The organism is Martelella mangrovi, from assembly GCF_040545495.1.
Taxonomy (GTDB): Bacteria; Pseudomonadota; Alphaproteobacteria; order Rhizobiales; family Rhizobiaceae; genus Martelella; species Martelella mangrovi.
Genome location: NZ_JBEPLY010000002.1, coordinates 466,849 through 491,972, shown reverse-complemented (window position 1 = coordinate 491,972; position 25,124 = coordinate 466,849). Strand labels below are relative to the sequence as shown.

At 60.8% G+C, this 25,124-nt stretch carries 23 protein-coding genes; 6 read left to right on the top strand and 17 right to left on the bottom strand.

Going from position 1 to position 25,124, the window contains the following annotated elements; genetic code table 11:
• Positions 1-20: 20 nt before the first annotated feature.
• Positions 21-293, top strand: coding sequence for a hypothetical protein (locus ABID12_RS04570; protein ID WP_354433283.1), 273 nt, complete (start codon positions 21-23; stop codon positions 291-293).
• Positions 294-561: 268 nt separating this feature from the next.
• On the opposite strand, the gene ABID12_RS04565 is transcribed toward ABID12_RS04570, so the two are convergent.
• From ABID12_RS04565 to ABID12_RS04530, 8 genes are all read right to left on the bottom strand, one after another.
• Positions 562-1,449, bottom strand: coding sequence for a 2-hydroxy-3-oxopropionate reductase (locus tag ABID12_RS04565; RefSeq protein ID WP_354433282.1), 888 nt, complete (start codon positions 1,447-1,449; stop codon positions 562-564).
• Positions 1,450-1,491: 42 nt separating this feature from the next.
• On the bottom strand, positions 1,492-2,283 hold the full coding sequence (garL, locus tag ABID12_RS04560; RefSeq protein ID WP_354433281.1) for a 2-dehydro-3-deoxyglucarate aldolase: 792 nt from the start codon (positions 2,281-2,283) through the stop codon (positions 1,492-1,494).
• Positions 2,284-2,394: 111 nt separating this feature from the next.
• Positions 2,395-3,144 carry an ABC transporter ATP-binding protein gene (locus ABID12_RS04555; protein ID WP_394706050.1) on the bottom strand — a complete coding sequence of 250 codons (750 nt, stop codon included), beginning with the start codon at positions 3,142-3,144 and terminating at the stop codon, positions 2,395-2,397.
• Positions 3,141-3,986 carry an ABC transporter ATP-binding protein gene (locus ABID12_RS04550; RefSeq protein ID WP_354433280.1) on the bottom strand — a complete coding sequence of 282 codons (846 nt, stop codon included), beginning with the start codon at positions 3,984-3,986 and terminating at the stop codon, positions 3,141-3,143. The genes ABID12_RS04555 and ABID12_RS04550 overlap by 4 nt, the downstream gene beginning before the upstream one ends.
• A gap of 4 nt (positions 3,987-3,990) precedes the next feature.
• Entirely contained in the window at positions 3,991-4,893 is a 903-nt protein-coding gene (locus ABID12_RS04545; RefSeq protein WP_354433279.1) for an ABC transporter permease, read from the bottom strand.
• A 2-nt stretch (positions 4,894-4,895) separates the two neighbouring features.
• Entirely contained in the window at positions 4,896-5,918 is a 1,023-nt protein-coding gene (locus ABID12_RS04540) for an ABC transporter permease (protein WP_354433278.1), read from the bottom strand.
• A gap of 182 nt (positions 5,919-6,100) precedes the next feature.
• On the bottom strand, positions 6,101-7,693 hold the full coding sequence (locus ABID12_RS04535; RefSeq protein ID WP_354433277.1) for an ABC transporter substrate-binding protein: 1,593 nt from the start codon (positions 7,691-7,693) through the stop codon (positions 6,101-6,103).
• A 75-nt stretch (positions 7,694-7,768) separates the two neighbouring features.
• Entirely contained in the window at positions 7,769-8,917 is a 1,149-nt protein-coding gene (locus tag ABID12_RS04530) for a mandelate racemase family protein (RefSeq protein ID WP_354433276.1), read from the bottom strand.
• Between the two features lie 246 nt (positions 8,918-9,163).
• Here ABID12_RS04530 and ABID12_RS04525 point away from each other — a divergent pair, with 246 nt between their 5' ends.
• Together ABID12_RS04525 and ABID12_RS04520 are read left to right on the top strand one after the other, a co-directional pair.
• Entirely contained in the window at positions 9,164-9,907 is a 744-nt protein-coding gene (locus tag ABID12_RS04525; RefSeq protein WP_354433275.1) for a FadR/GntR family transcriptional regulator, read from the top strand.
• A gap of 257 nt (positions 9,908-10,164) precedes the next feature.
• Positions 10,165-11,352, top strand: coding sequence for an MFS transporter (locus ABID12_RS04520; protein ID WP_354433274.1), 1,188 nt, complete (start codon positions 10,165-10,167; stop codon positions 11,350-11,352).
• 88 nt (positions 11,353-11,440) lie between these two features.
• On the opposite strand, the gene ABID12_RS04515 is transcribed toward ABID12_RS04520, so the two are convergent.
• The 7 genes from ABID12_RS04515 to ABID12_RS04485 form a co-directional block, all read right to left on the bottom strand.
• Positions 11,441-11,644 carry a helix-turn-helix transcriptional regulator gene (locus ABID12_RS04515; RefSeq protein ID WP_354433273.1) on the bottom strand — a complete coding sequence of 68 codons (204 nt, stop codon included), beginning with the start codon at positions 11,642-11,644 and terminating at the stop codon, positions 11,441-11,443.
• Entirely contained in the window at positions 11,641-12,009 is a 369-nt protein-coding gene (locus ABID12_RS04510; RefSeq protein ID WP_354433272.1) for a hypothetical protein, read from the bottom strand. The genes ABID12_RS04515 and ABID12_RS04510 overlap by 4 nt, the downstream gene beginning before the upstream one ends.
• 243 nt (positions 12,010-12,252) lie before the next feature.
• Entirely contained in the window at positions 12,253-13,251 is a 999-nt protein-coding gene (locus ABID12_RS04505) for a DUF1775 domain-containing protein (RefSeq protein WP_354433271.1), read from the bottom strand.
• Between the two features lie 61 nt (positions 13,252-13,312).
• Complete coding sequence (locus ABID12_RS04500) at positions 13,313-13,675, bottom strand: hypothetical protein (RefSeq protein WP_354433270.1); 363 nt, start codon at positions 13,673-13,675, stop codon at positions 13,313-13,315.
• Between the two features lie 210 nt (positions 13,676-13,885).
• Positions 13,886-14,548, bottom strand: a complete 663-nt coding sequence (locus ABID12_RS04495; protein WP_435528167.1) for a ZinT family metal-binding protein — start codon at positions 14,546-14,548, stop codon at positions 13,886-13,888.
• A 1,467-nt stretch (positions 14,549-16,015) separates the two neighbouring features.
• Positions 16,016-16,489, bottom strand: a complete 474-nt coding sequence (locus tag ABID12_RS04490; protein ID WP_354433269.1) for an RrF2 family transcriptional regulator — start codon at positions 16,487-16,489, stop codon at positions 16,016-16,018.
• A 10-nt stretch (positions 16,490-16,499) separates the two neighbouring features.
• Positions 16,500-17,381, bottom strand: a complete 882-nt coding sequence (locus ABID12_RS04485) for a DMT family transporter (RefSeq protein WP_354433268.1) — start codon at positions 17,379-17,381, stop codon at positions 16,500-16,502.
• Positions 17,382-17,978: 597 nt separating this feature from the next.
• On the opposite strand from ABID12_RS04485, the gene ABID12_RS04480 reads away from it, so the two are divergent.
• Positions 17,979-18,647: a TetR/AcrR family transcriptional regulator gene (locus tag ABID12_RS04480; RefSeq protein WP_354433267.1), complete on the top strand. Its 669-nt coding sequence runs from the start codon at positions 17,979-17,981 to the stop codon at positions 18,645-18,647.
• Positions 18,648-19,064: 417 nt separating this feature from the next.
• A complete protein-coding gene (locus ABID12_RS04475; RefSeq protein ID WP_354433266.1) occupies positions 19,065-21,962 on the top strand; it encodes an autotransporter family protein in 2,898 nt (965 codons plus the stop codon).
• Between the two features lie 209 nt (positions 21,963-22,171).
• Here the strand turns inward: ABID12_RS04475 and ABID12_RS04470 are convergent, their stop codons facing one another.
• Entirely contained in the window at positions 22,172-22,576 is a 405-nt protein-coding gene (locus ABID12_RS04470; RefSeq protein ID WP_354433265.1) for a winged helix-turn-helix transcriptional regulator, read from the bottom strand.
• Between the two features lie 92 nt (positions 22,577-22,668).
• Here ABID12_RS04470 and ABID12_RS04465 point away from each other — a divergent pair, with 92 nt between their 5' ends.
• The gene (locus ABID12_RS04465) at positions 22,669-24,174 is read left to right on the top strand and encodes an amidohydrolase family protein (RefSeq protein WP_354433264.1); all 1,506 of its coding nucleotides are present in this window, start codon (positions 22,669-22,671) and stop codon (positions 24,172-24,174) included.
• Positions 24,175-24,294: 120 nt separating this feature from the next.
• Here ABID12_RS04465 and ABID12_RS04460 read toward each other — a convergent pair whose 3' ends face one another.
• Positions 24,295-25,119 (bottom strand): inositol monophosphatase family protein, encoded by an 825-nt coding sequence (locus ABID12_RS04460; protein ID WP_354433263.1) that lies wholly within the window; start codon positions 25,117-25,119, stop codon positions 24,295-24,297.
• Between the last annotated feature and the right edge of the window lie 5 nt (positions 25,120-25,124).

Genomic DNA, 25,124 nt, shown 5'->3' with positions numbered 1-25,124 from the left:
TCATTGCAGAAGGAAGATAGGTGGACGGATTTTACTCCGCCCGCGGACGGTCTATTCCGCCGCTTCCGTGGCCGACTTTTGCACCGCCGTTCTCACAGGACTTAAAGACCCGGTTTGAGAGCCAGTTCTCACGCGTGAATTTCGGCCTCGGCCTTTCCATTGTCGACGAACTGATCCGCAAGGGGCATGGCGGCACGCTGAAACTTCTGGACCGCACGCCGCATGGTCTCGTCGCCGAGATCAGCCTGCCGGCCGTTCACGACACGCATGCCCACCCATCCGTTCCCGGCTGACAATATTTCCGAACATTTCAGCAAACTTCTCAATCACGGCATCATTGGGATCGAAACCTAATCAGCCCATTACAGTATTACGGTATTGTTGCTTCAAGTTCGCGAACGGAGGCTTTGATTATGAAAAACGGGCTCTGGTTGAGCAATGGTTGGTGATTGAACCGTTGCCGCCAAAGAATGCTTTGGCTCTGAAAACTGAAAAGGTCTCGGCCACCAGCTCAGTCCTCAGTGACGAGGCCGGAGGCCGGCCCCGTCTGGATGTTTTTGCTTAGGCCTGACCGATTTCGAAATCGGCCAGAAGCTCGAGTGCCTTGACCATGCCGGAATGATCCCAGGCGCTGCCGCCGTGTGCTGCGCAGGCGTTGAACAGTTCCTGGCAGGTGGCCGTGTTCGGCAGCGAAAGCCCCATCTGGCGGCCCGCGGTGAGCGCAAGGTTAAGGTCTTTCTGGTGCAGGTTGATGCGGAAGCCGGGATCGAATGTCCGCTTGATCATCCGTTCGCCGTGCAGTTCCAGAATTTTCGATGAAGCGAAGCCGCCGGAAATCGCCTGACGGACGCGTTCCGGGTCAACACCTGCGCGTGCGGCAAACAGCAGTGCTTCGCCAACCGCCTCGATATTCATGGCAACAATCATCTGATTGGCCACCTTGGCGGTCTGTCCGGCGCCGACCGCGCCCACCAGCGTGACGTTCTTGCCCATGATCTCGAAAAGCGGTTTGACCTTTTCGAAGACCGCATCCTTGGCACCGACCATGATGGACAGCGTGCCGTCGCGCGCGCCGACCTCGCCGCCGGAAACCGGTGCGTCAACATATTCGCAGCCAAGCGCCTCGATCTTTGCAGCATATTCCTTGGTTTCGACGGGCGAAATCGAGCTCATGTCGATGACGATCTTGCCGGCGCTCAGGCCTTCTGCCGCGCCGTTTTCGCCGAAGAGCACCGCGCCGACATCGGGCGTGTCGGGAACGATGGAAATGAAGACTTCGCATTTCTCCGCGACTTCTTTTGACGAGGCGCAGGCGGTGATGCCTTTTGCGGCGAGGCTGTCTGCAAGCTGTTTGCGATCATAGGCGAAAAGTTCATGCCCTGCGTCTGCAAGCCGTCCGGCCATCTGGGCTCCCATGATTCCGAGACCGACAAAACCGATTTTCGTCATCGCTTATCTCCCTTTTAAGTGTCGTGTGGATGTCGGCAGGCCTTACGCCTGCGCAGATATGAATTTGTCGCAGAGCGCCTGGGTGGCGTTGCGGAAGACGCCGAGGTCGGAACCAACGGCGACAAGATTGGCGCCCATCTCCAGATAGCGGCGCGCATCAGCCTCTACAGGCGCCAGAATGCCAGCAGTCTTGCCGTGGCTTTCGGCGACCGAGAACACATGGCGGATGGCTTTCTGGACATCGGGCTGCGAAGGATTGCCGAGATGGCCAAAGCCCGCGGCGAGATCGGAGGGGCCGACGAACAACCCGTCAACGCCATGGACTGCGGCGATTTCGTCTGCCGCTTCAACGGCCTGAGGGCTTTCGATCTGCACGAGAACCGTGATGTTCTCGTTGACCAGCTTCATGTAGTCGGGAACCGTCCCGTAATGGTTCGAGCGTTGCGACACCGAAACGCCGCGCACGCCCTCAGGCGGATAGCGGGTGGCGGCGACCGCCGCTTTTGCTTCCGCCGCCGACTGCACGAACGGGATGAGGAAATTATAAAAACCACTGTCGAGCAGTCGTTTGATAATGACTGTGTCGTTCCATTGCGGGCGCACGACAGGCGCCGAGGCACTGTCTTTCAGCGCCATGAGCTGCGGTATCAGGCTCAGCACATCATTTGGCGCGTGCTCGCTGTCGAGAAGCAGCCAGTCAAAACCGGCGCACCCCAGGACCTCCGCTGTAATCGGGCTTGCAAGCGCCGACCAACAGCCGATCTGTACCTTACGCTTCAGTATGTTTTGGCGGAACTGGTTCGGAATGCCCCGATAGGGTGTGACGTCCGACATGGCTGGTCCTTTTCCTTCCAATGTGTCGGCAGGCAGCAAGGTGTCGCCGCTGCCGCTGTGATGATGTGTGGCGGCGGCGGCATTGTCGCGCCGCCCGGTCTGTCCTCTGTTCTACATCGCATGCTCATAGGCCAGGCTTGCGCCGATCAGTTCGCGGGCATAGGGGTCTGTCGCCTGATTGCCCAATATGGCTTCGCGCGGCAGAACCTCCGTGATGCGGCCGGCCTGCATCACGGCAAAGCGGTCACACATATGGTCGATGACGGCGAGGTCGTGACTGACCATCAGATAGGTGAAGCCTTTTTCCTCGCGCAGACGCACCAGCAGGTTGATGATTTCCGCCTGTACCGAAACATCGAGCGCGGATGTGGGTTCATCCAGCAGCAGGACGTCCGGTTCCAGGATCAGCGCCCGGGCAATAGCGACACGCTGGCGCTGTCCGCCGGAAAGCTGATGCGGGTAACGATCCAGAAAGCCTGCCGGCAGGCCGACTTCGACAAGCGCGCGCTCCATGCGTTCCTCGCGGTCGGCGATGCCGTGGATTTTCAGAGGTTCGCTGAGAACGGTGCGGATGGAATGGCGCGGGTGTAGCGAGCCATAGGGGTCCTGAAACACCATCTGCATGGTGCGGCAGCGTTCTTCCAGCGTCATCTCGTTGACGGACCGGTCGCCGAATTTGATCTCGCCCTTCCAGTTGTCGAAGAGCAGCGAGGCGCAGCGCAAAACCGTGGATTTTCCCGATCCGCTTTCGCCCACCAGACCGAAGCATTCGCCTTTCTCGACCGAGAAGTCGACGTCGTTGAGCACTTTTATGGCGCCGAAGCTGATGGACAGCTTTTCCACACTGACCGATTTCATCATATCGCTCCTTCGGGATTTTCCCAGGATTGCTGGCGCTGAAGAACAGGCAATGGCGTGCGCGGGCCGCCGATATGCGGCTGGGCGGCAAGGAGGCCGCGCGTATAGGGATGTTCGGCATGGTCGAGCTCGCTGGCCGCGCGCGCTTCAACAACCCGGCCCGCATACATGATCAGCACCCGGTCGCAGAAATTGCGGACGAGGTTGAGGTCGTGCGAGATCATGATCAGGCCGATGCCTTTTTCGCGCACGAGATCGTCGAGGATTTTCAGCACCTGCAGTCTCACCGTGACATCGAGCGCGGAGGTGGGTTCGTCGGCGATCACCAGATCGGGATTGGTGAGCAGCATCATGGCGATCATGATGCGCTGGCCCATGCCGCCGGATACCTCGTGCGGATAGAGATCGTAAACCCGTTCCGGGTCGCGGATCTGCACGGCTTCCAGCATGTCTATGGCGCGCTTTCTGGCCTCTGCGCGGGAGCATTTGAGATGTGTCTGGTAGGCTTCGGCAACCTGCGCGCCGCAGCGCTGGATCGGGTTCAGCGAGAACTTCGGATCCTGAAGGATCATCGACATGCGTGCGCCGCGGATCTTGAGCATATCCCGCTCGCTGGCCTTCATCAGGTCGATATCCGCAAAGCGCATGGACTGCGCCGTGATATCGGCGGTTGGCAGCAGTTTCAGCAGGGCCCTGCCGACGGTTGATTTTCCCGATCCGCTTTCGCCGACAATGCCGAGCCGCTCGCGCCCGAGGGTGAAGCTGACATTGCGCACGGCAGGTGCCGGCGTGCCGCGATAGTGGATCGACAGATCCCGGACATCAAGAATGGGGTGTTCGGACATGTCCTTACCTCCTGTTCATCTGTTTGGGATCGAGCGCGTCACGCAACCCGTCGCCTAGAAGGTTGAAGGCGAGGCTGACGCAGAGAATGGCGATGCCCGGGAATGTCACCAGCCACCAGCTGTCGATCATATAGCGGCGTCCGGTGGCGATCATCGCGCCCCATTCCGGCAATGGCGGCTGTGCGCCAAGACCGAGGAAGCCGAGACCGGCGGCTGTCAGAATGACGGTGGCCATGTTCAGCGTCAGGCGGATGACGACGGACGGCAGGCACATGGGCACGATCGAGCGCCAGATGATGCGCGCCGAGGATGCGCCCTGCAACCGCGCCGCCGAGATATAGTCGGCGCGGCGGAAGGTCAGCGTTTCCGCGCGTGCAAGACGGGCAATCGGCGGCCAGGCCGTCAGCGAAATCGCGATGATGGCGTTGTTGAGGCTCGGGCCCAGGGCGGCGACAAAGGCCAGCGAAAGGATCAGGGACGGAAAGGACAGGAAGATATCCGTCAGCCGCATCAGGGCATTGTCGATCCGCCCGCCGAAATATCCGGCAACGGTGCCGATGAACAGGCCGATCGGCCCGACGACGATGGACACCAGAAAGATGATCCTGAGCGTGATCCGCGAGCCATAGAGAAGACGGCTGTAGATGTCGCGTCCCAGCTCATCCGTGCCGAAAAAATGTTCGGCGCTCGGCGGCTGAAGCGTTGCCTGCAGGTTCTGGACATAAGGATCGCTGGTTGCCAGAAGCGGCGCAAACAATGCGCACAAGAGCAGTATGGCCAGCACGAGAAGGCCGAATGCGGAGGTCGGAGACTTCACCAGGAACACGAGAATGTTCTTCAGCGTTCCCAGCGATTGCAGCGGCACGGCGCTTTTCTTTGCGGCAAGTGGCTTGGTGATATCGGACATGGTCAGCGTGTCCTTGGGTCAAATACGCGATAGAGAACATCGGACAGGATGTTGAGGCAGATGAAGATCAGCCCGACGAGGAGAACGCATGTCATCACCGCGTTCATGTCTCCGATACGCAGGTTTGATGTGAGGTACTGGCCAAAACCCGGCCAGGCGAAAACGGTTTCGATCAGAACGGCGCCCTCGAGCAGCGCGCCATAGGCCAGTGCCACGATGGTGACGAGCTGAACACGGATATTGATGAAGACGTGCAGCCAGATCGTCTGTCGCTGGCTCAATCCCTTCACCCGCGCCGTGGTCACATATTCCTGATTGATCTGGTCGAGCATGAAGGAACGGGTCATGCGGGTGATGTAGGCGGCGGAAGAATAGCCGAGCAGCGAGGCCGGGAGGATGATGTGGTGGATCGCGCTTCTGAAAACCTCCCAGTCGCCGGCAAGCGCGCTGTCGATGAGGAGGAAGTTCGTGCGTTCCGGCACCATGCCGATATAGAACTGGCTCATCCTGCCGGAGCCGCCGACCCAGCCGAGATTGGCGTAGAAGATCAGCAGGCCGATCATGCCGGTCCAGAAGATTGGCATGGAATGCCCGAGCAGGCTGAAAACGCGGATTGCGTGATCGGGCCAGCGATCCTTCTGGACAGCCGCCAGAACACCCAGCGGAATGCCGAGCCCGGCGCCGACGAGGATGGCGAAGGTCGCCAGTTCTATCGTGGCGGGAAGAACGTGCAGGATATCCTGGATAACGGGCTGACCGGTGCGAATGGAGGTCCCGAAATCGCCGGTGAACACATCGCGGATATAGAAGAAGAACTGCTGCCACATCGGCCTGTCCAGACCAAGCTGATGGTAGACGTTTTCATAGACTTCCTTTGTCGCATCCTCGCCGACAATGGCGCGAACCGGGTCGACCGGCATGACGCGGCCGATCACGAAAGTCAGAACCAGCAAACCGAAGAGCGTGACAAGGATAGACCCGACCCGTTCCACCAGGCCGCCGGCGCGACCTGACTCATTTTGCATGTCAACTCCTCCCAGAGTTTTGAAAGAACGCCCGTTTGGGCGGTTCTGTGTCACATGTTGGCTAATCTGTTATACAGAATACCCGTGCCAATAACAGATTCCATGCCCGTCATTGCCTGAACCGGCATCTGCAGGCGCGGAAATCAAATGTCCGCGCCTGCTTTCTGAAAGCGTTTCGAGGCTCAGCGGTTTTTCACCACATCCTCAAACCTGGACACCCAGGGATCGATGATGAGGCCATCGACGTCATTCTGGTAAGCCGCCGTGACCACGCGTTCGGAGAACGGCTGGATGGACGTTACCTTTTCGTCGATCAGGCGCTGGATATCCTCATACATGGCGACCTGCTTTTCCTGGTCGCGTTCAACCAGCGCGGCCTCGATCATCGCATTCAGCTCATCGTCCTGATAGCTGGTGCGCCAGCCCTGATAGTTCGTCAGCCCGGCTTCCTGGCTGTTGTCAGGGTTGTAGATCAGAGCGCGCAGATTGGAGTCGGGGTGGGGCTGCTGGCCGCCGCCACCGCGTCCGACCAGGAGGGCAAACTCCCGTTCCCGCATTGCGCCGTAGATCTGGCCGCCGTCACCGGTAATGATTTCGGCGTTGATGCCGGCCTGTGCGAGCGTGCCCTGAATGGCCGTTGCGCTGTCGAGAAACTGCTGGGCCGAGATCACCCGGATCGAGGTGTCGAAACCGTCCGGATAACCGGCCTCTGCCAGCAGCTCCTTGGCCTTTTCGATGTTCAGTTCATAGCCCGGATCGTCCAGGGCGCCGAACGCCGAGGTGTTGACCGGGCGTTGCCGTTCGACACCGAAATACGGCATGATCGCGCCATTGATGCCCTTGTAGTCGATCAGGTAACGAAGCGCTTCACGCACTTTCTGATTGCCGAAATGCTCGTCCTTCATCGATACGGCCAGATAATAGAAACCGGCGCTGGGTTCGGTCTCGACGGTCAGGCTCTCTTCTTCCGAAAGCGCCTTGAGGTCGGAGGCCGACAGGGAAAACCCGACATCGAAATCGCCCTGTTCGAGGCCCAGACGCTGGGTCTGCGATTCAGGCAGATGACGCATCAGCACACGCGCCATTTGCGGTGCGTCGCCCCAGAATTCGTCGTTGCGGGTCAGGATCACATACTCATTGGCCCGCCACTGGCCGAGCGTGAAGGCGCCCGAGCCTGCCGAATTGTTGGTCAGCCAGGCACGGCCCATGTCACCGTCTTTTTCGTTTTCCTGCACCAGCTTGGAGTCCAGGATCGAGCCGACCCCGGCCTGCGCCAGATACATGAGGATCAGCTTCGGGTCGTCCTTTTGCGGCAGATTGAGCGTAAACGTCATATCGTCTTCAACGACAAACTCCTCGTCCACGTTTTCTGCGGTGAACCCGCGGCTCTTCAGGCCCGAAGATTGCGCCAGATTGAGCTTGAGATTGCGGTCAAAGCTGAATTTGACGTCATGGGCCGTCAGCGGATTGCCCGAGGCGAAGACAACGTCCGGCTTCAGATGGAAGGTGACCGACATGTTGTCGTCGGCAATGTCCCAGCTTTCTGCGAGACGCGGTTCCAGCGCCTTGGTCTTGGGGTCGAGCTCGACCAGCGCATCATAAAAATTGTTGAGGATCTGCACGGCCTCGCCGCCGGTGATCGCCGCCGGGTCCATGGTCAACACATTGGTCATGTTGAAGGCCGCGATCAGCTGATTGTCCGGCGTTTCGGCAAATGCCGGAGCGGATGTTGCAAGAAGCACTGCCAGTGCAGTGCCTGTCAGAAGATGTCTCATGTCTCCTCCCAAAGGTTCTTTGACATCGTTGCTGGTGTCCGGCCTGTCATTCAGGCCGGGGCAAAGGCGTGCCGTCTACGACACGCGGTTGTTTTCGATCAGTTCGAAATTGATATCCTCGCCCAGGCCCGGGCGATCCGGCACATGAACGTAGCCGTCCGCATCCATCGGGTCGGAAAGCGAATTGAGGTAATCGAAGCCATCATCATATTCGAGGAAGGGATGCAGCAGGCCGCGCTCATACCATTTGCAGGCCTTGGTTGCGGCAACCACATGCAGGTTCATCGCGGTATTACCGTGCACTTCGCAGGTCATGCCGAAACTTTCGGCCAGATGCATGGTCTTGAGCGCCGGCGTGATGCCGCCGACATCGTTGACGCCCGTGCGTAGTATGTCGCAGGCCCCGGACGTGATCCATTCGGCGCGGTGCCAGTGCTTGCCGGCAGCGCTTTCCGGGCCGACGACGGGTATGTCGAGATTTTCCGCAAGCCAGCGATAGGATGACATCGACTGTTCATCCATCGGTTCCTCGATCCACGCGAAGCCGAGCTTTTCCAGCCCGCGCCCGAGTTCCAGCGCCTCGACCCGCGAATACCAGTGAAAGGCATCGATCATCAGCGCGATATCCGGCCCGACGGCCTCCCTGACGGCAGCACACGCCTTCAGGTCCATCTTCACATCGGGCGCCCAGCTGACGGGCGGCATCCATGTGTGCAGCTTGATGCCCTTGTAGCCGCGCGCCACCAGTTTTTCGGCAAAACGGCCGTAATCCTCTGGCGTGGAGAGGCCGCCTTCCAGCTCATCGCCGCACATGATCGAACCATAGGCCAGAACCTTGTCGCGATAGCCGCCGATCAACTTGTAGACAGGTTGGCCCGATGCCCGGCCGGCGAGATCCCACAGCGCGCAGTCGACGGCTGCCAGCGTCCGGTCCGTCAGCTGTGCCGCCGAGCCGCGCTGCCAGTGTGCCAGTTCCTGCCAGAGGCGTTCGCGGTCGCGATAGTCCTGACCAATCAGGACTTTGCGAACGAATTTGTCGAGGACGTGCGGGCGCACCACTTCGGGCGGGCAGAAGGTGTATCCCTTGTCGCCGTCTTCCGTGGTGATGGTGAGCATGGCCTGCTGGACGTCGTGCTCCGGACCGGGATGGCCGTGTCCGGCGCTGTCGCTGTGCCGCCGCGTCTTGTGCCTGAACGTGCAGGCCGAGACATCCGAAATAAGCAAGGTCGTTCTTCCTCCCTGAATGCAGCGCTCACGGTCCCTGGCTGGTGGCGGTGCTGCGCATTATTAATTTGTATTACAGCTTTGTATGACATATATTTTCGACACGTCAACCGCAAAACCGATGTTATTCAGCCGAAAGCCACTTGAAGGAACGGTCCGTGGCGGTCATTTTCGTTTTGGGGGAAGGCGGTGTAATAGATAGGTTATTACACAGGCACAGCGCAGAGAGGGGCCGGAGCGGAGAGAATGACGGATATCATCGAGACGAGAAACGCGCCGGAAGCCCCGCGCACACGCGTCAGCCTGATCGCGGAAGGTCTGCGCAGTGATATCGAGAGCGGCCGTTTCAAGCCCGGAGACCGGCTGCCGAGCGAGTCGGAACTGACCCGCCTGCACGGTGTCAGCCGCACGGTGGTCCGCGAGGCCATCAGCCTGCTGCGCTCCGAGGGGCTGGCCGAAGCGCGCAAGGGCTCCGGGGTTTATGCCCTGGACCCGGTCAGCGCCCGGAGGCGGCATCCGTTTTCCGATCTCGATACCGAGCGGCTTTCCGGCGTGATAGAATTGTTCGAGCTGCGCAGCGCGTTTGAAATCCGCGCTGCCGCGCTTGCCGCCGGTCGCCGTTCCGCGGCGCAGATCGATGCAATCGTGAAGGCAAATGACGACATCGCCAACTGTTTTACCACGGGGGAATCGACCAGAGCGGCGGACTTCGCCTTTCACTACGCGATCGCGCAGGCCTCGCAGAACAAGCGCTTTCCTGAATTCCTGTCGCTGATCCGCCCCGGCATCGTCCCGCGTGTCGAACTTGAAGCCCATGACGGCACGCCGCGGACCTATGTGCCGAACCCGAAAATGGTGGAAGAGCACGAACGTATCGTCGATGCGATCATCGACGGCGATCCCGAAGCTGCAGAAGAGGCAATGAAGGACCACCTCGAGGGCAGTCTCGGCCGCTATCGCGCCATGCTCAAGGGCGCGCGCGCCGGTTGACGATCTTGCCGGTGACCGTCCGCGACCGCTTCAGCTGGATTCGCTGACTATCCGGTGTGCGCGGCACTCCGGAAGGGCCGTGCCATGTCGGCGTTTCCGGGAAAAACGCGTGCCGGGCATGAGGGGTGAGCAGGTCGAAATCGGAGCCGTTGCTTGACACATGCGCTGCGATGCGTATCTCTGAATAATATTCCAAGAATCGATTTGGAATATTAATGATCGGCGCCAGGCTGCGTCTTCAGAGAAGGATATCCCCCATGGATGCAACCGACGCTTCCGAAAAGTTCGAGGCAAACTGGCCGGCGGTGTTTGCCGTGTCCTTTGCGATGTTCGCACTCGTGTCGGCGGAGCTTCTGCCCATCAGCCTGCTTTCGCCTGTCGCCGCCGATCTTGATGTTGCGGTCGGGGCCGCCGGGCAGGCCGTGACGCTGACGGCGATCACCGCCGCCATTTCAAGCCCGCTCTTCGTTCTCGGCGTCGGCCGTTTCGACCGGCGTCCGCTGGTTCTCGGCCTTGCCGTCATTCTTGCCGTTTCGGGCCTGCTTTCGGCTGTCGCGAGCAGCCTCTGGGCGCTGCTTGTCGCGCGCTTTTTGCTGGGTGTTGCGCTTGGCGGCACCTGGGCCATGGTCACCGCGCTGGCGCTGCGGCTGGTGCCGCCGCAAAAGGTCGCGCGCGCCATGTCGATCATTCTCACGGGCGTTTCCGCCGCAAGCGTTGTTGCACCGCCTGTGGGCGCTTATCTCGGAGAGGTCTGGAACTGGCGCGGCACGTTCATCGTTGCCGCCGTGCTCGGTGTGATCGCGGTTGCGGGCCTCCTCGCGACGCTGCCGAAGCTGCCGCCCGCAGCAGCGCCCGGGCTGGCATCGTTCCGGATCACGCTGACCCGCGGCGCGGTGCTGGCGGGGCTGGCGACGGTTTTCCTCGTCCTGTCCGGCCACTATGCCGGCTTCACCTATATTCGCCCCTTCTTCGAACAGGTCGCGGCGCTCGAGATCAACGCGATCTCGTTTGCGCTGCTCCTGTTCGGTGCCGGCGGCGTTATCGGCAGCATGATCGGCGGCATCTGGGCATCGCGCAGCGCTGCTCTGACGGCCAGCGGCTCGGCTGTCGGGCTCATGCTTGCCGCGGGCTCCCTCATGTTTGTGGACCCGACGCCTGTTGCCGCCAGCGCCGCAACCGCGATCTGGGGCTTTGCCTTCGGCGTGTTTTCGGTGGCAATCGCGACCTGGAATGCCGAGGCGGCATCCGATCATGCCGAAGCCGTCGGCGCGCTTCAGGCGACCAGCTTCCAGGTCGCCATCGCACTCGGGGCGGGGCTGGGCGGCATCGCCGTTTCGGCTTACGGGCCGGTGGGCGTGCTGGTCTTCACCTGCGCGGCGGCCCTGCTTGGCGCGATCCTCATCCTTGCGGCCGGTTTTCGGATGCGCCAGCAACGGACCGCGTGACAGGCAAATGCAAATCTGCTCGGTGGGTAGTGGCGACTAAGGCTTGTTCCTTTCGGAATGCGTTTGCCCCGAGCCTGCTTCCGACGGTTTACGGCTGGCCGGAATCCGGCAGGAAGACCTGTTCGATCGGCAGCTCGAAGAGCCGTGCAATCGTAAAGGCCAGCGGAAGGCTCGGGTCATAGCGTCCGCGTTCAAGTGCGTTGACCGTTTGCCGCGAGACCTTCAGGCGCGTGGCAAGATCGGCCTGCGACCACTGCCTTTGCCGGCGCAATTCCTGGATCCGGTTGTTCATCTGAAACGAAACTTTCCGACGATGACGCCGAGGAACCAGATTGCCGCCATGAGCGGCCACACCATGAACATCGAGAGCCTGGGGAAGCCGATGCCTTCGAGGAATCCATAGCTGAAGGTAATCAGGGCGGTTCCGGCAGAGGCGACCGCAAGCGCTTCCAGCTGCACCCTGCGCTGCAGTTCATCCAGCTGACGAATGCAGCGGACCACGACAACGCAGATGAACAGGGCGGGAAGCATTGGAAGGAGCGCGATCGACAGGCGCAACGTGTTGCCTTCCAAGCCATTGCCGAGGAGGTACTGGGAGCAGATCAGCAGCGCCGCATAAGCGGCCAGCCCGGCGATCATGTAAAACAGTTGGCGCATGGTGGTTACCCTGTAAAGTAAAGTCTCCTTTACAAATAGGGGAGGGATCGGCGGCGTGTCAAGCGACCTTTACATTTTTGCCGAAAACGTATGGGCCCTGCGTTTACTACCGTCTGTCATGGCGCAAAGCGGCTTCTGTAAACCGCCACCTCGCACCGGAGAGGACGCCGGTGCGAGGTGGTATTTGGGATAGCCTGGAGCGCTATGCAGTCATTCTGATGCAGCAGAAACAGGCGCGAAGGCTCAGTGCGCGTTCATGTCGCCATGGTCCATTCCGGGCATGTCGTGGCCGGCTTCTTTTGCGGCGATGCTTCCCACCGGAAACGGCACCACGACCGTGCCGGCCTCCTCGAAGGTCAGTTCGACATTAATGACCGTATCCTCGACGAGCGGGCCGTTAAGATCCATGAACATGATGTGCATGCCGCCGGGCTTCAGCGTCACGGTTTCATGCGCGGGAACGGGAATACCGTCGGGCATCTGATGCATCTTCATCACGTCGCCATCCATGCGCATGTTGTGAAGCTGCAGCTCGCCGGCAACGTCGGAGGATGCGCCAACAAGGCGGTCGTCGGCATCGCCATTATTGGTGATCGACAGAAATCCGCCGCCAACCGGCGCGCCGGCCAGGGTGGCGCGGGCAAAGGCGCCGTCGATTTCCAGATCGCCAAGCGTGACGGGCCCCGGCGTCATGGCTTCGGGAGCGTCCTGATGATCGCCGTGTGCTGTCCCGGCGGCGGTGACGGTCAGTTTCGGCGCGGGCTCGCCTTCACCGGTTTCGCCCATGCCGGTCCAGTGACTGGCGCTGCCATCGGCGCAGAGTTGCTCGACGGGGAAGTAGAGTTCCGTTCCGGGGGCAATGTCGGAGGAAAGCGAACCGCGGATCACGAATTCATCATAATGGGCGTCCGGCAGTTCGCCGCCTTTCCAGATCACCGCGGTCACGCCTTCGCTGACCGGCGCGCCGTGGTGCATATAGGTATCGGCATAGGTGCCGGTGACGGTTTCGAGCTGCCAGCCGGCATGCGGCATTGGTTTTGCGCTATAAAAACCCTCCGGCACCTTGACCTGGATTTCGGTGGTTGCCGCGCCGTTGCAGCCATGGGGCACGCGGATAACGGCCTTGTAGCTGCTGCCGGCTGCCGCTTCGGCGGTTTCAAGCGTCACATGGGCATTGGCGGCGGAAAGGCTGGCAAGGCTGATCGCGCCGGCCCAGGCGAGACGGCTCATGAACATGGTCATGGAAAATACTCCGTTTGCAATTGTCGTGATTTCACGGACCTGAACGGTCCTCATTGCGGAATCAGACAGCAAACGGCGGTGCGCGCGGATTGTAATGCTGCGTGTAGAAGACGCGGGACGGCGTCTCGTCCTCAAACGCAAGATCATGCGCCACAAGGCAGGTATAGGCCGGCACGGCCTCATCCGGCGGCGGCGGTAGAATGGCGGCGTTCTGACGGCAGGCATGGCAGGGACCGTGACTTGCAGTCGCGTCATCGGCAGGGCCGCCACCGCAGAGAACGCTCTGCGATGATGCCAGGAGCGAACCGGCATCATGGTGTGTCAAAGCCGGCATAAAGGGCTGGTAGACAAAGGCCAGCGCAAGGACGGCGATCACCGCCAGTGCCGCCGCCAGCTCCCGCATTGCCGCCTTCAATCCCCTCAAGCCTCGAACCTCCCCTGCATTCCGTTGTTTCGCCAAAGCGCGAACCCGCGCCATTTCGGCAAGACAAGCATGGAAATCGCACGTTATTGCAAGTTGTCAATTTGACGCAAGCGAATTGAGGGCGGCGTTCAACCCTTGCTCTTGCGGGACGTCTCGATGACGCCCGGCTTTCAAAAGCCGGGCGCTCGTTTTCTGCATGCCGCGTCGGGTTCAGTGCGCCAGCATCTCGTCGACGACTTCGTCGGCGTTGAGCGATGACGGGTAGTATGTCGGCCAGTTTTCGAGTTCTTCCAGCAGCGCCGTGCGGTCATCACCCCAGTAGAGGTGGAAGTGATAGGCCTTGGCCGGTGCGATGATGTGGTCGGAGAACTGGATGAATTCCGGCGCGGCTTCGTCGCCTTCGCTCTTTTCGAAGATGAACCGGACGCCCCTGTTGCCCTTGGGGTAGGTCAGGATTTCGTAGCCATCGCTTGCATATTCGGCGGCAACGGGCTGGCCGTTTTCGTAGAAGGTGACGGTATCGCCGTTAATGGTGATCCGCTCGACATCGGTCTTGTAGCCGGTTTCGTAATAGGATTTGTATTCCGCAGCGGTCATGCTGCCGGTTTCGGCCTTGTGCGCCATCACTGGATCGAGCGTTCTGTCCTGAAGATAGGGATAGACCGACTGCCAGTCGCCGGCCCAGTCGGAAAGCGCGCGCCCGGCAACCTGGCTGTCTTCGAAATAGCCCTTGGCGATTTGCGCGTCGCCGTGGTCGTGCGCGTGGTCATGCTCGCCTTCGTGAACCATGCCGCTGCCGCCGGCAACGGCGATGTTGTAGGGCATGCCGCCGACGTCGATGACGCCGACCTGCCTGAGGCCGTCCTTGGCGATACGGCGGACGACGCCGGCCTTCGGATCGCTCATGACGATCTCGTCACCGGCCATGGCGATGCGCGGTCGCGGGTCGTTCCAGTGGCCGTCCATCGAATAGGGCTCGGTGACTTTGGCGCTGGTCGTCAGGCTGCCGCCCAGAATGTCGACCTGGTGCAGGCTGCCGTCTTCGGTCAGCACATAGCCGAAGCGGGCATCGGCCGGATCAAGCGCGAAGTCGACGCGGCGGAAGGGCAGTTCGATATAGCTGAAATGCGGTTCACCGGCCGGGTCGATGACAACAAGGCCATCGGAACCGTAATTGCCGAGAAACGCCTGCATGCTTTTGACGCCGAGCAGGGTTCCCGTGGTCTGGCCCTCCGGCAGGTCATCCGGATAGGTCAGCATTTCGAAGACGGGGCCGTCCTCGCCGGGCGTCACGGTCAGCACGCCTTCCTGGCAACCGGCCGCAAGGTAGGCGCCGGAAAAGGCTTCGCCGTGAATGCCGGTGCAGGTCGCAACATCGCCGGTCGGCGTGCCATCGGCCTCAACGGCGCGCAGGCCGATGCGCGTGCCATCGACCGGCGTGTCGGTTGCAACGCTCGTGACCCAGAAATCGCCGACGGGGGCTGCGAAACCGTGATGGGCGCGGTCCTGCTTCAACTGGCTGGTTTCAAGCGTGCCATGGGAAAGCGCGTGCGCATCGACGATTGCGGCATAGCCGCCCTTGTCGAAATTGATGGCCACCTTGCCGTCATGATCGATGATGCGGAACGGGCGCGGGCCGGCAAGCGCGCCCTCGATGGCAACCGGGTCGTCGATATCGATATCGGAATGGCCGCCATGGGAATGCAGCGAAATGCCGCTGTCGATGAAGTGAACCGCATCGCTGTCCGACTGGACGGCGACGATGGCCGCGCCATCGTTGACGGCAAAGAGTTTGTTCTGGCCCGTCGTTTCGAAGGACCAGTGGTTGTCCGGCGTATCAAGGTCGAACGCCGTGACCTTCGCATCCGCGTGGTCGCCGACGAAAACGCGATAAAGAGTGACGCTGTCCTCATGATCTTCGGCGAAGGCCGCCGGCGCGCCGATCGAAACCGCGAGCGCGGATACACCCAGTATCCATCGTTTCATATTTGCTTCTCCTTATATGGTATAACGTTACATTTTTAGGCCGGTTTTTCCTTGTCCGTTTTTGATGTCAGCCGTTTTCCTGGGGTTGGTCCTGATCCACTTCCTGCCATGCGGCCGATCACTGAGGGACCGGCTGGCCTCGGCCATGAAGAATATGCTCACGCATAATCAGGAAGAGATTATGGTATGTAATAACGTTACATTTATAAAGAAGCGATTTCAAAGGCAACCACTTTTCTTCCGGCTCCTGAAAATCGTTTCAACGTCACCGCTTGAACGCAGCGTTGTGTGGGGGGCGCTATGACCGGCGACCTGTAGCAAGGCCCGATCACTTCAAGCGGCGTAGCCTTCAAGTCAGCTTTTGATATGCGAAAAGGCGGCTGCCGGATTATCATCCGCGTCGGCCTGAAGGGCGGCAAATCGCTGCTCGAAATCCTGCGCCAGGTCTTCCACCGCGATCTCGGAGAACTGTTGCAACAGTCGGCGTTCAGCCTCCTGCATCGCAAGCTCAAGCCGCGCGTCGACGGCCTTTTCCACCAGACAGTCGGCGGGGTCCGCGCCGGGGCCGATGTTGAACAGCGGCGGGCTGCCGATCGCCTCGTAGACATCCCGCAGCGATATTGCGCTCAAGGGCCGCGCCAGATGCCAGCCGCCGCCATGGCCCTTTTCGGAGATCAGAATCTCTTTTTCACGCAGCCCCGCCATCATGCGCCGCACCACGACCGGGTTGGTCGAAATCATCCGGGCGACCTCGGTGAAACCGGCGCGGGATTGCCGAGTGCCCGTCGATCTGGATCCATCCCCTCTTTCACCGCTGTGGCGCTGCATCTCGACGCGTTCATGCGGTTTTTCCCTTTTGCCGGAAGATCGTGAACACGCCGCTGGCGATAATGATTGCGGCGCCGAAGAAGGTCATGCCATCCGGACTTTCCCGCCAGAACAGCCATCCGAACAGCGTCGCCCAGATGAGGCCGGTATAGTCCAGCGGTGCGACGATAACGGCAGGCGCCAGCCGAAAGGCCTGCGTCATCATCGTCATGCCTGCCGTTCCGAACAGGGCGATGGCCGCAAAAAGCCAGAGGTCTTCGAAGCGCACCGGCACCCAGACGAAGGGCACGATGAAGGCGCTGATCAGCGCTGCGGTGCCCGTCAGATAGACCAGCAGCGTCCACACGCTTTCGCGCGCATCGACCCAGCGGGCACTCAGCATCAGCAATGCATAGACGAGTGCCGTGGCGACGGGCAGCAGTGATGCGGCCTGAAAGGTCGCGCCGCCCGGGCGGATGACGACGAGAACGCCGATGAAACCGAAAAGAACGGCCAGCCAGCGCCGTATATGGACTTTCTCACCCAAAAACAGCGCTGAAATAACGGTGATGAAGAAGGGCGCCACGAAGATCAAAGCGGTGGCCTCTGCAAGGCCGAGATAGATGAAGCTTGTAAAAAACATCATCGCAGCAACGACCCAGAGCGCTCCGCGCAGCAGGTGTGCCGCAGGCCGGTATGTCTTCAGCGCCGGCCGTCCGCCCATGATCAGAGCAATGGCCACGGTAAAGGGTAGGGCGATCAGGTTGCGCAGAAACAGGATCTGAAGCGGAGAATAATGCGCGGTCAGTGCCTTGGCCACGGCGTCATTCGCGCTCAGGCAGGCAACCCCGGCGCACATCAGCACAATGCCGCCGGTATAACTTGCCTGTGTGCCGGATGGTGCGGCCTGCATGTCGATCTCCCCCTGATAGTGGTCGCCCCTTTGCGAACGGCCAGACTGCCCGATCCGGCGCCATAAAAGCAAGGAGGAGAATGTGAGCAATGGTTTACCATGCCGGCAATACTGAACGCCGCCGCCATCGGAAAGGCAGACAGAAAGCTTCACCAGCCCCGACGACGGCTGCCCCTAGGTGTTTGATCCTAGCCTGTGTGGCTGCGGTGCTGGCATGACAGGCGCCCAACCCGCATCTCCGAGATGGTTGTCGTTGCTTCGAAGCCGAAATCGCTGGATGCCCAGTCAGGTTCCTTGCCTGGACGATCCAGAGAAACAGTGTCCAAATTCTGCCCCGCAACCGAATTCGTTTTATCAATCATATCGATGGCCGCGCTGAACAACCGCGAGGCCTTTGTCGTTTGCGACGAAAGACACCGACAAACTTTGCGAGAGAACTAACAATATTGTTGTTTTTAATTGTTTTGATGGGACATCGCGCGGATCGCGGAAACCGGCGATCACGAAGTGCTGCTTGAAAAACATGGTGTTTGTGCCAAACTTTGGACGCATCGGACGCAGGCCCAAGTGGCGGGTCGGGCAGACAGGATCTTAGGTATGGCCAAGGGGGCAACCGCAAAAGGAAAAAGCCGCGCGGTTGGCAGGCCCGCACGGATTTCCCGCGATGATATCGCGGAGGCGGCGCTCATCATCGGCCTCAATGACGTCAAGATGAAAACGGTGGGGGAGCGGCTTGGTGTTGATCACTCCTCGCTCTACCGCCACGTCAGGGGGCGCGGCGATATCATCTTTGCTGCGATAGACCGGGCGGTTGTCCGGCTTGACTGGGAACGCGATTCTCCGGACTGGCGTGAATATCTGAAATTCAGGGCCGAGGCTGTCTGGGCGCTGTGCCGTGCAAATCCCGGCCTTGCCGCCGCTCTGCAGGCCATGGAGACAATCCCGCCCGCCGTCGTGGCCGGCTATGCCCGCATCTGCCATCGGCTGGAGGAACATGGTTTTGCAAGGGAAGACGCCATCCTTGTCGTCGACAGCATCATGGATATGACCGTGGACAGTGCGTCCCGCTGGGAGCAGTTGCTGGAAAATGACGGCACTGCTGCAGACCGTATGCTCAATTCCATGGACACCGGCGGCGACGGGGAAAACGCGCGCTATGGTGCACTGATGAAAGAGCTCATGAGCGGCGATCCCGAAGAATGGTGGCAGCGCAAGCTCAGCCTGCTGATAGAGGGGGCTGCGGCTTTGCTGGTGCGGAACCGGTAAGAGAGCAATGTCATATCCGACTGTTTGGTCGGTCCGCGCAGCGTGCGACAATCAAGACCATTATGAAGCGGAATAGCCGCCCCATGGCAAACGTCTTGTTTGCCATGATCAAACATGGCTGCCCGGAACCGGGAGGGCCTGAATATAAGTCACAACCAAATGTGATTGGTATCAAGATACCGGCTTGCTTAATTAGCAACAAAGTGTTTCAAATGTGGCGGCCTTCTGGCAGGGCATTTTTTTACAGGAAGATTAGGAGCAGGGCAGGACATGAGCGAAGCGACGAGGGGTGGGGGACGCCCGATGTGGCGGTGTTTGGCGCGAGGCCGCTTTATTGCGGGCACGGCGCTGAGCGGAATACTTGGCGTAACCGGAGTGGCCGGTTCTGCCCTGGCTCAGCCTGCGACGTATGATGTCGTGATCGATAGCGTTGTCACGACACCGTTCGATATGGACACCTATCATTCTGGCGGGGGAACCATGCTGGTGGAGAAGAACGGTGCCATCTCTGTTACCAGTAACACGGAGAATGCGGTCAGTACGGGTGCAGGCAATCCCTGGACGTTCCAGATCGATGGCACCATTCGCGCGGACGGGAGAGCCGGTGGTATCGCTTCCCATGCGGATGACACGATCCTTGTCGGGACGAAGGGCGTTATCGAATCTCTCGTTGGCGGTTCGCCAATTTACTCCGTCGGGGGCGTTACCGTCGAAAATGCCGGGCGCATAGCAGGGAGCGAATTCAGCATTTTCCTTCCCAGCGGCGATCTTTCGGTCACCAATAAAGCCGGAGCCTCAATCGAGGGCACCGTACAGATGGGAACGGCGGCAACCAGCACCATCGACAATTCGGGCAGCATGCAGGGCCTGAAGCAGAGGAGCGCCCTCTATCTTCTGGGCGATGCGACCATTTACAATCGTCAGGGGGCGACAATGGCCTCGGACAGCACTGTGGTCGATGTCTATTCCGGTTTCGGAACTCTGGAAAATGCTGGCGCGATCACGTCGACCAACGCTGTCAACTACGCGACCGCCGGCGTCAGATTCTTTCAGTCAGGTACGGTCACCAATGCACAGACGGGGCGTATCTCTGCCGACTACGGCGTATGGCTTGGCAACGGCTCGGCGATGGTGAGCGACAAGGCCACCCTGACAAACAGCGGCGCGATCACCGGTGCGGCAGGCCACGGCGTCGTGTTCTGGGATCTCGACGAGGCGAGCCTGACCAATACGGCGACGGGAACACTGGAAGGTGCATCTGTCGGAGCGTATTTTCTCGGCGTGAAAAATGGCGACGTTACCAATGCCGGCACCATTCGGGGAAGCTACGGGCTTTATCTGGCGCATGACAGTCTTGCGCCGACCGGCCATGTGAGCATCACCAATTCGGGCACGATCGAGGGAACCGACTCATATGCCCTCGCGAAGACCAGCGGCGTCAGCTACGACCTGACGCTCGACACCGGTTCGAACCTCATTGGCAAAGTCATGGCCGACAGCGGCGACACGCTGACGCTCAAGGGCACGGGCAGCGAGGACGAGGACCTGAAGGGTTTCGGTGCGCTCACCATGGCGGGAAGTGAGTGGACGCTGTCCGGCGGCGTGCAGGCCGACACGCTCGATCTGACGTCCGGTGTTCTGACGCTGAACGGCGCGGATATTTCCTTTGGCAGCATCGACATCGCCAACGCGGCAAAGCTCTTGGTCAACGGCCGCTTCTCGACGCCGGCGGCGATGACGCTTGCCGGCGGCGCGCGGCTTGGCGGCACAGGCACGGTCGGCGCGACCACCGTGAATGCCGGCGGCATTCTCAGCCCGGGCAATTCCATCGGCACGCTCAATATCACGGGCGACGTGACCTTCAACGCCGGTTCGGTCTATGAGGTCGAGGTCGATCCGGCGGGAACGGCAAGCGACAGGACCATTGCGTCAGGAGCGGTCGTCATCAATGGCGGCACGGTGCAGCAGATCGGCCTTGCCGGCAGCTACAGCCCGACGGCGACCTATCGCATCCTGGAAGGCGGCACGGGCCTGACCGGTTCCTTCGACAGTGTGATATCCGACTATGCGTTCCTGGACGCATCGCTCGCCTATGACCGCGACAATTACACGGTTGACCTCACGCTTTCGCGCAACGACATCAGTTTCGCCGACAAGGTCAGCACCGCCAACCAGCGCGCCACTGCGACCGCGACCGAGGCGGCGGGGCTCGGCAATCCGGTGTTCGATGCGGCTGCCGTTCTGCCGGACAATGCCGCAGTGCTCGGCGCGGCGTTCGACAGCCTTTCCGGCGAGGTCCACGCCAGCCTGCAGTCCAGCCTCGTGGAAGGTGCCGGCGTGTTGCGCAGCGCGGTCAACAACCGCATGCGCTCGGCTGAAACGGGCGGAGCCACTCCGGAGGTTCCCGTGCTTGGCTATGCGGCCACGGCGGATGCGCCCGCAGACGCGGTTCTTGCCGGCAATGTGCCCGCATTGGCCGATCGTTGGGCGGTCTGGGGCGAGGGTTTCGGCTTCTGGAACCGCACGGACGGCAATGGCAATGTGGCATCGGTCGACGCCAATACGGGCGGCTTCCTGATCGGTGCAGACGTGGCGGCGCTCGAAGCCACGCGCGTCGGCGTGTTCGCAGGCTATGGCCGCACGGATGTCGACGTGCCCGGTCGCGGTTCGAGTGCAACGGCAGACAGCTATCACCTCGGCGCCTATGGCGTCAGCGCGTTTGACGCAGGCGCCGGTCTGTTGTCGCTGCGCGGCGGCGCCTCCTACAGCTGGAACGATATCGAAAGCGACCGCACGGTTGCCGTCGGTTCGCTCACCGGCACGCCGACGGCGAGCTACAGTGCCGGAACGGCCCAGGTCTTCGGTGAGGCGGGTTGGGGCTTTGACGTCGGATCAGGCGTGATGGAGCCCTTTGCGGGCCTTGCCTGGGTGGGGCTCGATACCGACGGCTTTACCGAGAACGGCAGTGCTGCGGCACTGACCGGCCAGTCGCAGGATATGTCGACGCTGTTTTCGACGCTGGGCGCACGCGGCTCGACGAATGTCGAACTCGGCACAATGCCGCTTGAACTCTCCGGGGCGCTTGGCTGGCGTCATGCCTTTGGCGACGTGACCCCGCTGACTACTGCAAGCTTTGCCGGTGGCGCGCCGTTCACGGTCGCGGGCGCGCCGATCGCGCGCAGTGCCGCACTTCTGGAGGCAGGAGCTTCGTTTTCGTTGACGGACAATGCGAAGCTGTCTTTCGGATATGAAGGGCAGTTTGGCGAAGACACCCGCGAGCAGTCACTGAACCTGCGTCTTTCCGCCCGGTTCTGAGGTGCCCGACGCCCACGGGGTGACGTGAATTGAAAAGGCCTCGCCGCCGGATTGGACTTGTTTCAAAAAGGCGGAGAGGCATTTGAAAAGCCTGCAGCGCCAGTCGGCGGTGCAGGCTGTCACGCACAGCCCGGCCAACAATGCGGCGCGCAAAAGCGTCAACGGCGACAGCAACCGCATGCTGTATCCATAGACCTTGAAAACTGACCTTACGCGTCGGTTTCCAGTTGCGGGCTGCTGCTCGTGTCGCCATCTCCATCACCCTCGATGCCATCGAAGCGGCGCTGGTTCTGTTCGATCAGGTCGGTGTTGCTGGCCGACCAGTGACAGAGCGCAAACAGCGTCGGAATGAGCGTTCGTCCCAGTTCGGTCAGGCTGTATTCGACGGCCACTGGATTACGGTCGGTAATCACGCGGCGGCTGACCAGTCCGTCCCTTTCAAGCCCGCGCAGCGTCACCGTCAGCATGCGTTGCGAGATAGATTCGATCTCCCGGCGCATCTGATTGTAGCGTTTGGGGCCTTCAGACAGGATCAGGATGGTCAGCACCGTCCATTTATTGCCAACCTTCGATATTGTCGGGGAAATTTTCTCGCAATCCCCGGGTACACTCATGTTCCCTAGCTTCAAAAAAGTGCCTCCTTGAGCCGATTTCAGCTTCCCATTAGGAAGCAACGCACCAAAAGTTCCTTATAGGAGATATCGTAATGTGTGAACTTTGCAAGGCCGGGATGAACCTGCATGGCCCGTCGACTTCGCGTCGCAATTTTCTGCGCGGCGCGTTTGCCAGCGCAGCGACGGCGGCATTCCTGCCGGCTTTCCTGTCGCGGCCGGCTGCGGCCCAGGAAATGCCGACAGGCGTGGGAGAGACCGGTCGCCGTACCCTCATCAAGGGCGGCCATGTTCTCAGCCAGGATCCGGCCATCGGCGATTTCACCGGCGACGTCCTGCTGGAAGGCGCGCGGATCCTCGAAGTTGCCCCTTCGATCGATGCGGGAGATGCCGAGGTCATCGATGCTGCCGGCCGCGTCGTCATGCCCGGCTTCATTGACACCCACCATCACCAGTTCGAAACGGCTCTGCGCTCCTACCTGCCCAACGGCATCATGTTCGCGGACCCGACCCGACCGGGTGAACCGACCTATCTTGACGATATTCTCGGCAAATTCTCGAAGGTTTATCGGCCGGAAGACGTCTATATCGCGCAGCTGTTCGGCGGGCTGAGCCAGCTTGATGCCGGCGTTACCACTGTGCTGGATGTTTCGCAGATCCACCACTCGCCGGAACATTCCAACGCCGTTATCGAGGGCATGCAGGCCGTCGGCCGCCGTGGCGTTTTCGGCTATTTCGAAGGCTACGGCCCGGACTTGCGCTATCCGCAGGATGCCCGCCGAATCCGCGACGAATATTTCGCCAGCGACGATCAGCTGCTGTCCATGCTGATGGGCGGCGAAGTCTATCTGCCGGGCGTCGACCCCATGGAGTTGTGGAACATCGGCCGGGACCTCGACCTCATGGTTGGCCTGCATGTCGTCGGTTCGCTGGGCATGCGTGAGACGATGGACAAGTTGATCCCGCATTATACCGACAAGCATCTGTTCATCCACATGACCGGCATGTCCGATGCCGCCTGGGACCGGGCACAGGAGGTCGGCGCGCATATTTCGCTCTCCGTTCCAATCGAAATGCAGATGCGCCACGGCATGCCGCCGATCCAGAAGGCGATTGACATGAATATGGCGCCGGCGCTGTCGGTCGATGTGGAATGCACCATGACGGCCGATTTCTTCACCCAGATGCGCGGCGCCATGACATTGCAGCGCGCGCTTGCCAATCAGGTCGCTCTGGAAGACGGGCAGGAAAACGCGCCGGCACTGCTGCATGCCCGCGATGTGCTCGAATTTGCGACCGTCAACGGCGCAAAGGCCCTGAAGCTGGACCACAAGACGGGATCGCTGACGCCCGGCAAGGAAGCCGATGTCATCCTTCTGGATGCAACCGCGCTGAATGTCGCGCCGCTCAACAACGCGCCCGGCGGCGTCGTCACCCTGATGGAGCGCTCCAACGTCGAAACCGTTCTGGTCGCGGGCCAGATCAAGAAGTGGAAGGGCGCGCTTGTCGGGCAGAATATCCCGGCGCTGCGCGAACAGATCACCGCATCGCGCGACTATCTGTTCGAAACGGCTGACGTTGAAATCCCGCTGTTCGACTAAGCGGAAGACAAATGGAACCGGCTGCCGCGGCGCTGCGGCGGCCGGTTTTCTTCGAAAGCCGTGTCGTATGATCGCGGCTGTCAGCGTTGCAACTGAACCCGACCATCAGCCCTCGGATTATCAGCCGCCTGCCGCCATCTCCAGCGTACCAAGAATGTCGCGAAGCTTTTCAGCGGCGGCAGCCGACCCGGCCAGGCAGGGGCCTTTTTTCGAGAAGTCGCTGGAAAGCGGGAAGTCATCGACATCGCCACCGGCTTCCGAGACGATCAGCAATCCGGCGACGCAATCCCACGCATTCAGCACCGGCTCGTAATAGGCCAGATAATGCCCGGCGGCGACATGGGCGAGCGAGAGCGCGGCCGAGCCATTGCGCATATAGACGCCGCCATTGGCCATGACGGCCGCGATAAGGCCGCCGATGTGTGGCCCGTGTTCACGCCGGGTCGCCCCAACGGCGATGAAGCCGCCGGAAAACGGCGTCGTGTCGTTGACGTGGATTTTTGTGCCATTGCGATGGGCGCCTTCACCGAGCTTTGCCGTATAGAGCTGGCCGGTGCAGGGCTCGTAGATCAGGCCTGCGACGGGTGTGTCTTGATGGAAAAGGGCAATGACCACGCCCCATGACTGCAATCCGTGCAGGAAGCAGCTCGTGCCGTCGATCGGGTCCATGAGCCAACGGTAGTGCGAGGTGCCGGGTTTCTGCCCGTTTTCCTCTCCGTAGAGCCCGTCTTCCGGAAACCGTGCGCTGATCGCCTGCCGCAGGAAGTCTTCGACATCCCGGTCGGCAGCGCTCACGAGGTCCTGTCCGCTCGTCTTCATCTCGATGGCGAGCGAGCCGCGTCGTTCGAAATAATCGAGAGCGAGCTTTCCGGCATCGACGATGATCTTGCAGGCGGCGTCGAAGCGTTCGGCGCACGCTGCGGTCTTGGTGTTCTGGTCTGGCATTCTGG

Coding starts and splice junctions, on each gene's coding strand:
- ABID12_RS04520 (WP_354433274.1), top strand. CDS start 10,165: ATGGATGCAACCGACGCTTCCGAAAAGTTCGAGGCAAACTGGCCGGCG.
- ABID12_RS04515 (WP_354433273.1), bottom strand. CDS start 11,644: ATGAACAACCGGATCCAGGAATTGCGCCGGCAAAGGCAGTGGTCGCAG.
- ABID12_RS04485 (WP_354433268.1), bottom strand. CDS start 17,381: ATGCAGGCCGCACCATCCGGCACACAGGCAAGTTATACCGGCGGCATT.
- ABID12_RS04505 (WP_354433271.1), bottom strand. CDS start 13,251: ATGACCATGTTCATGAGCCGTCTCGCCTGGGCCGGCGCGATCAGCCTT.
- ABID12_RS04535 (WP_354433277.1), bottom strand. CDS start 7,693: ATGAGACATCTTCTGACAGGCACTGCACTGGCAGTGCTTCTTGCAACA.
- ABID12_RS04545 (WP_354433279.1), bottom strand. CDS start 4,893: ATGTCCGATATCACCAAGCCACTTGCCGCAAAGAAAAGCGCCGTGCCG.
- ABID12_RS04550 (WP_354433280.1), bottom strand. CDS start 3,986: ATGTCCGAACACCCCATTCTTGATGTCCGGGATCTGTCGATCCACTAT.
- ABID12_RS04540 (WP_354433278.1), bottom strand. CDS start 5,918: ATGCAAAATGAGTCAGGTCGCGCCGGCGGCCTGGTGGAACGGGTCGGG.
- garL (WP_354433281.1), bottom strand. CDS start 2,283: ATGTCGGACGTCACACCCTATCGGGGCATTCCGAACCAGTTCCGCCAA.
- ABID12_RS04510 (WP_354433272.1), bottom strand. CDS start 12,009: ATGCGCCAACTGTTTTACATGATCGCCGGGCTGGCCGCTTATGCGGCG.
- ABID12_RS04490 (WP_354433269.1), bottom strand. CDS start 16,489: ATGCAGCGCCACAGCGGTGAAAGAGGGGATGGATCCAGATCGACGGGC.
- ABID12_RS04460 (WP_354433263.1), bottom strand. CDS start 25,119: ATGCCAGACCAGAACACCAAGACCGCAGCGTGCGCCGAACGCTTCGAC.
- ABID12_RS04525 (WP_354433275.1), top strand. CDS start 9,164: ATGACGGATATCATCGAGACGAGAAACGCGCCGGAAGCCCCGCGCACA.
- ABID12_RS04565 (WP_354433282.1), bottom strand. CDS start 1,449: ATGACGAAAATCGGTTTTGTCGGTCTCGGAATCATGGGAGCCCAGATG.
- ABID12_RS04480 (WP_354433267.1), top strand. CDS start 17,979: ATGGCCAAGGGGGCAACCGCAAAAGGAAAAAGCCGCGCGGTTGGCAGG.
- ABID12_RS04555 (WP_394706050.1), bottom strand. CDS start 3,144: ATGATGAAATCGGTCAGTGTGGAAAAGCTGTCCATCAGCTTCGGCGCC.
- ABID12_RS04470 (WP_354433265.1), bottom strand. CDS start 22,576: ATGAGTGTACCCGGGGATTGCGAGAAAATTTCCCCGACAATATCGAAG.
- ABID12_RS04465 (WP_354433264.1), top strand. CDS start 22,669: ATGTGTGAACTTTGCAAGGCCGGGATGAACCTGCATGGCCCGTCGACT.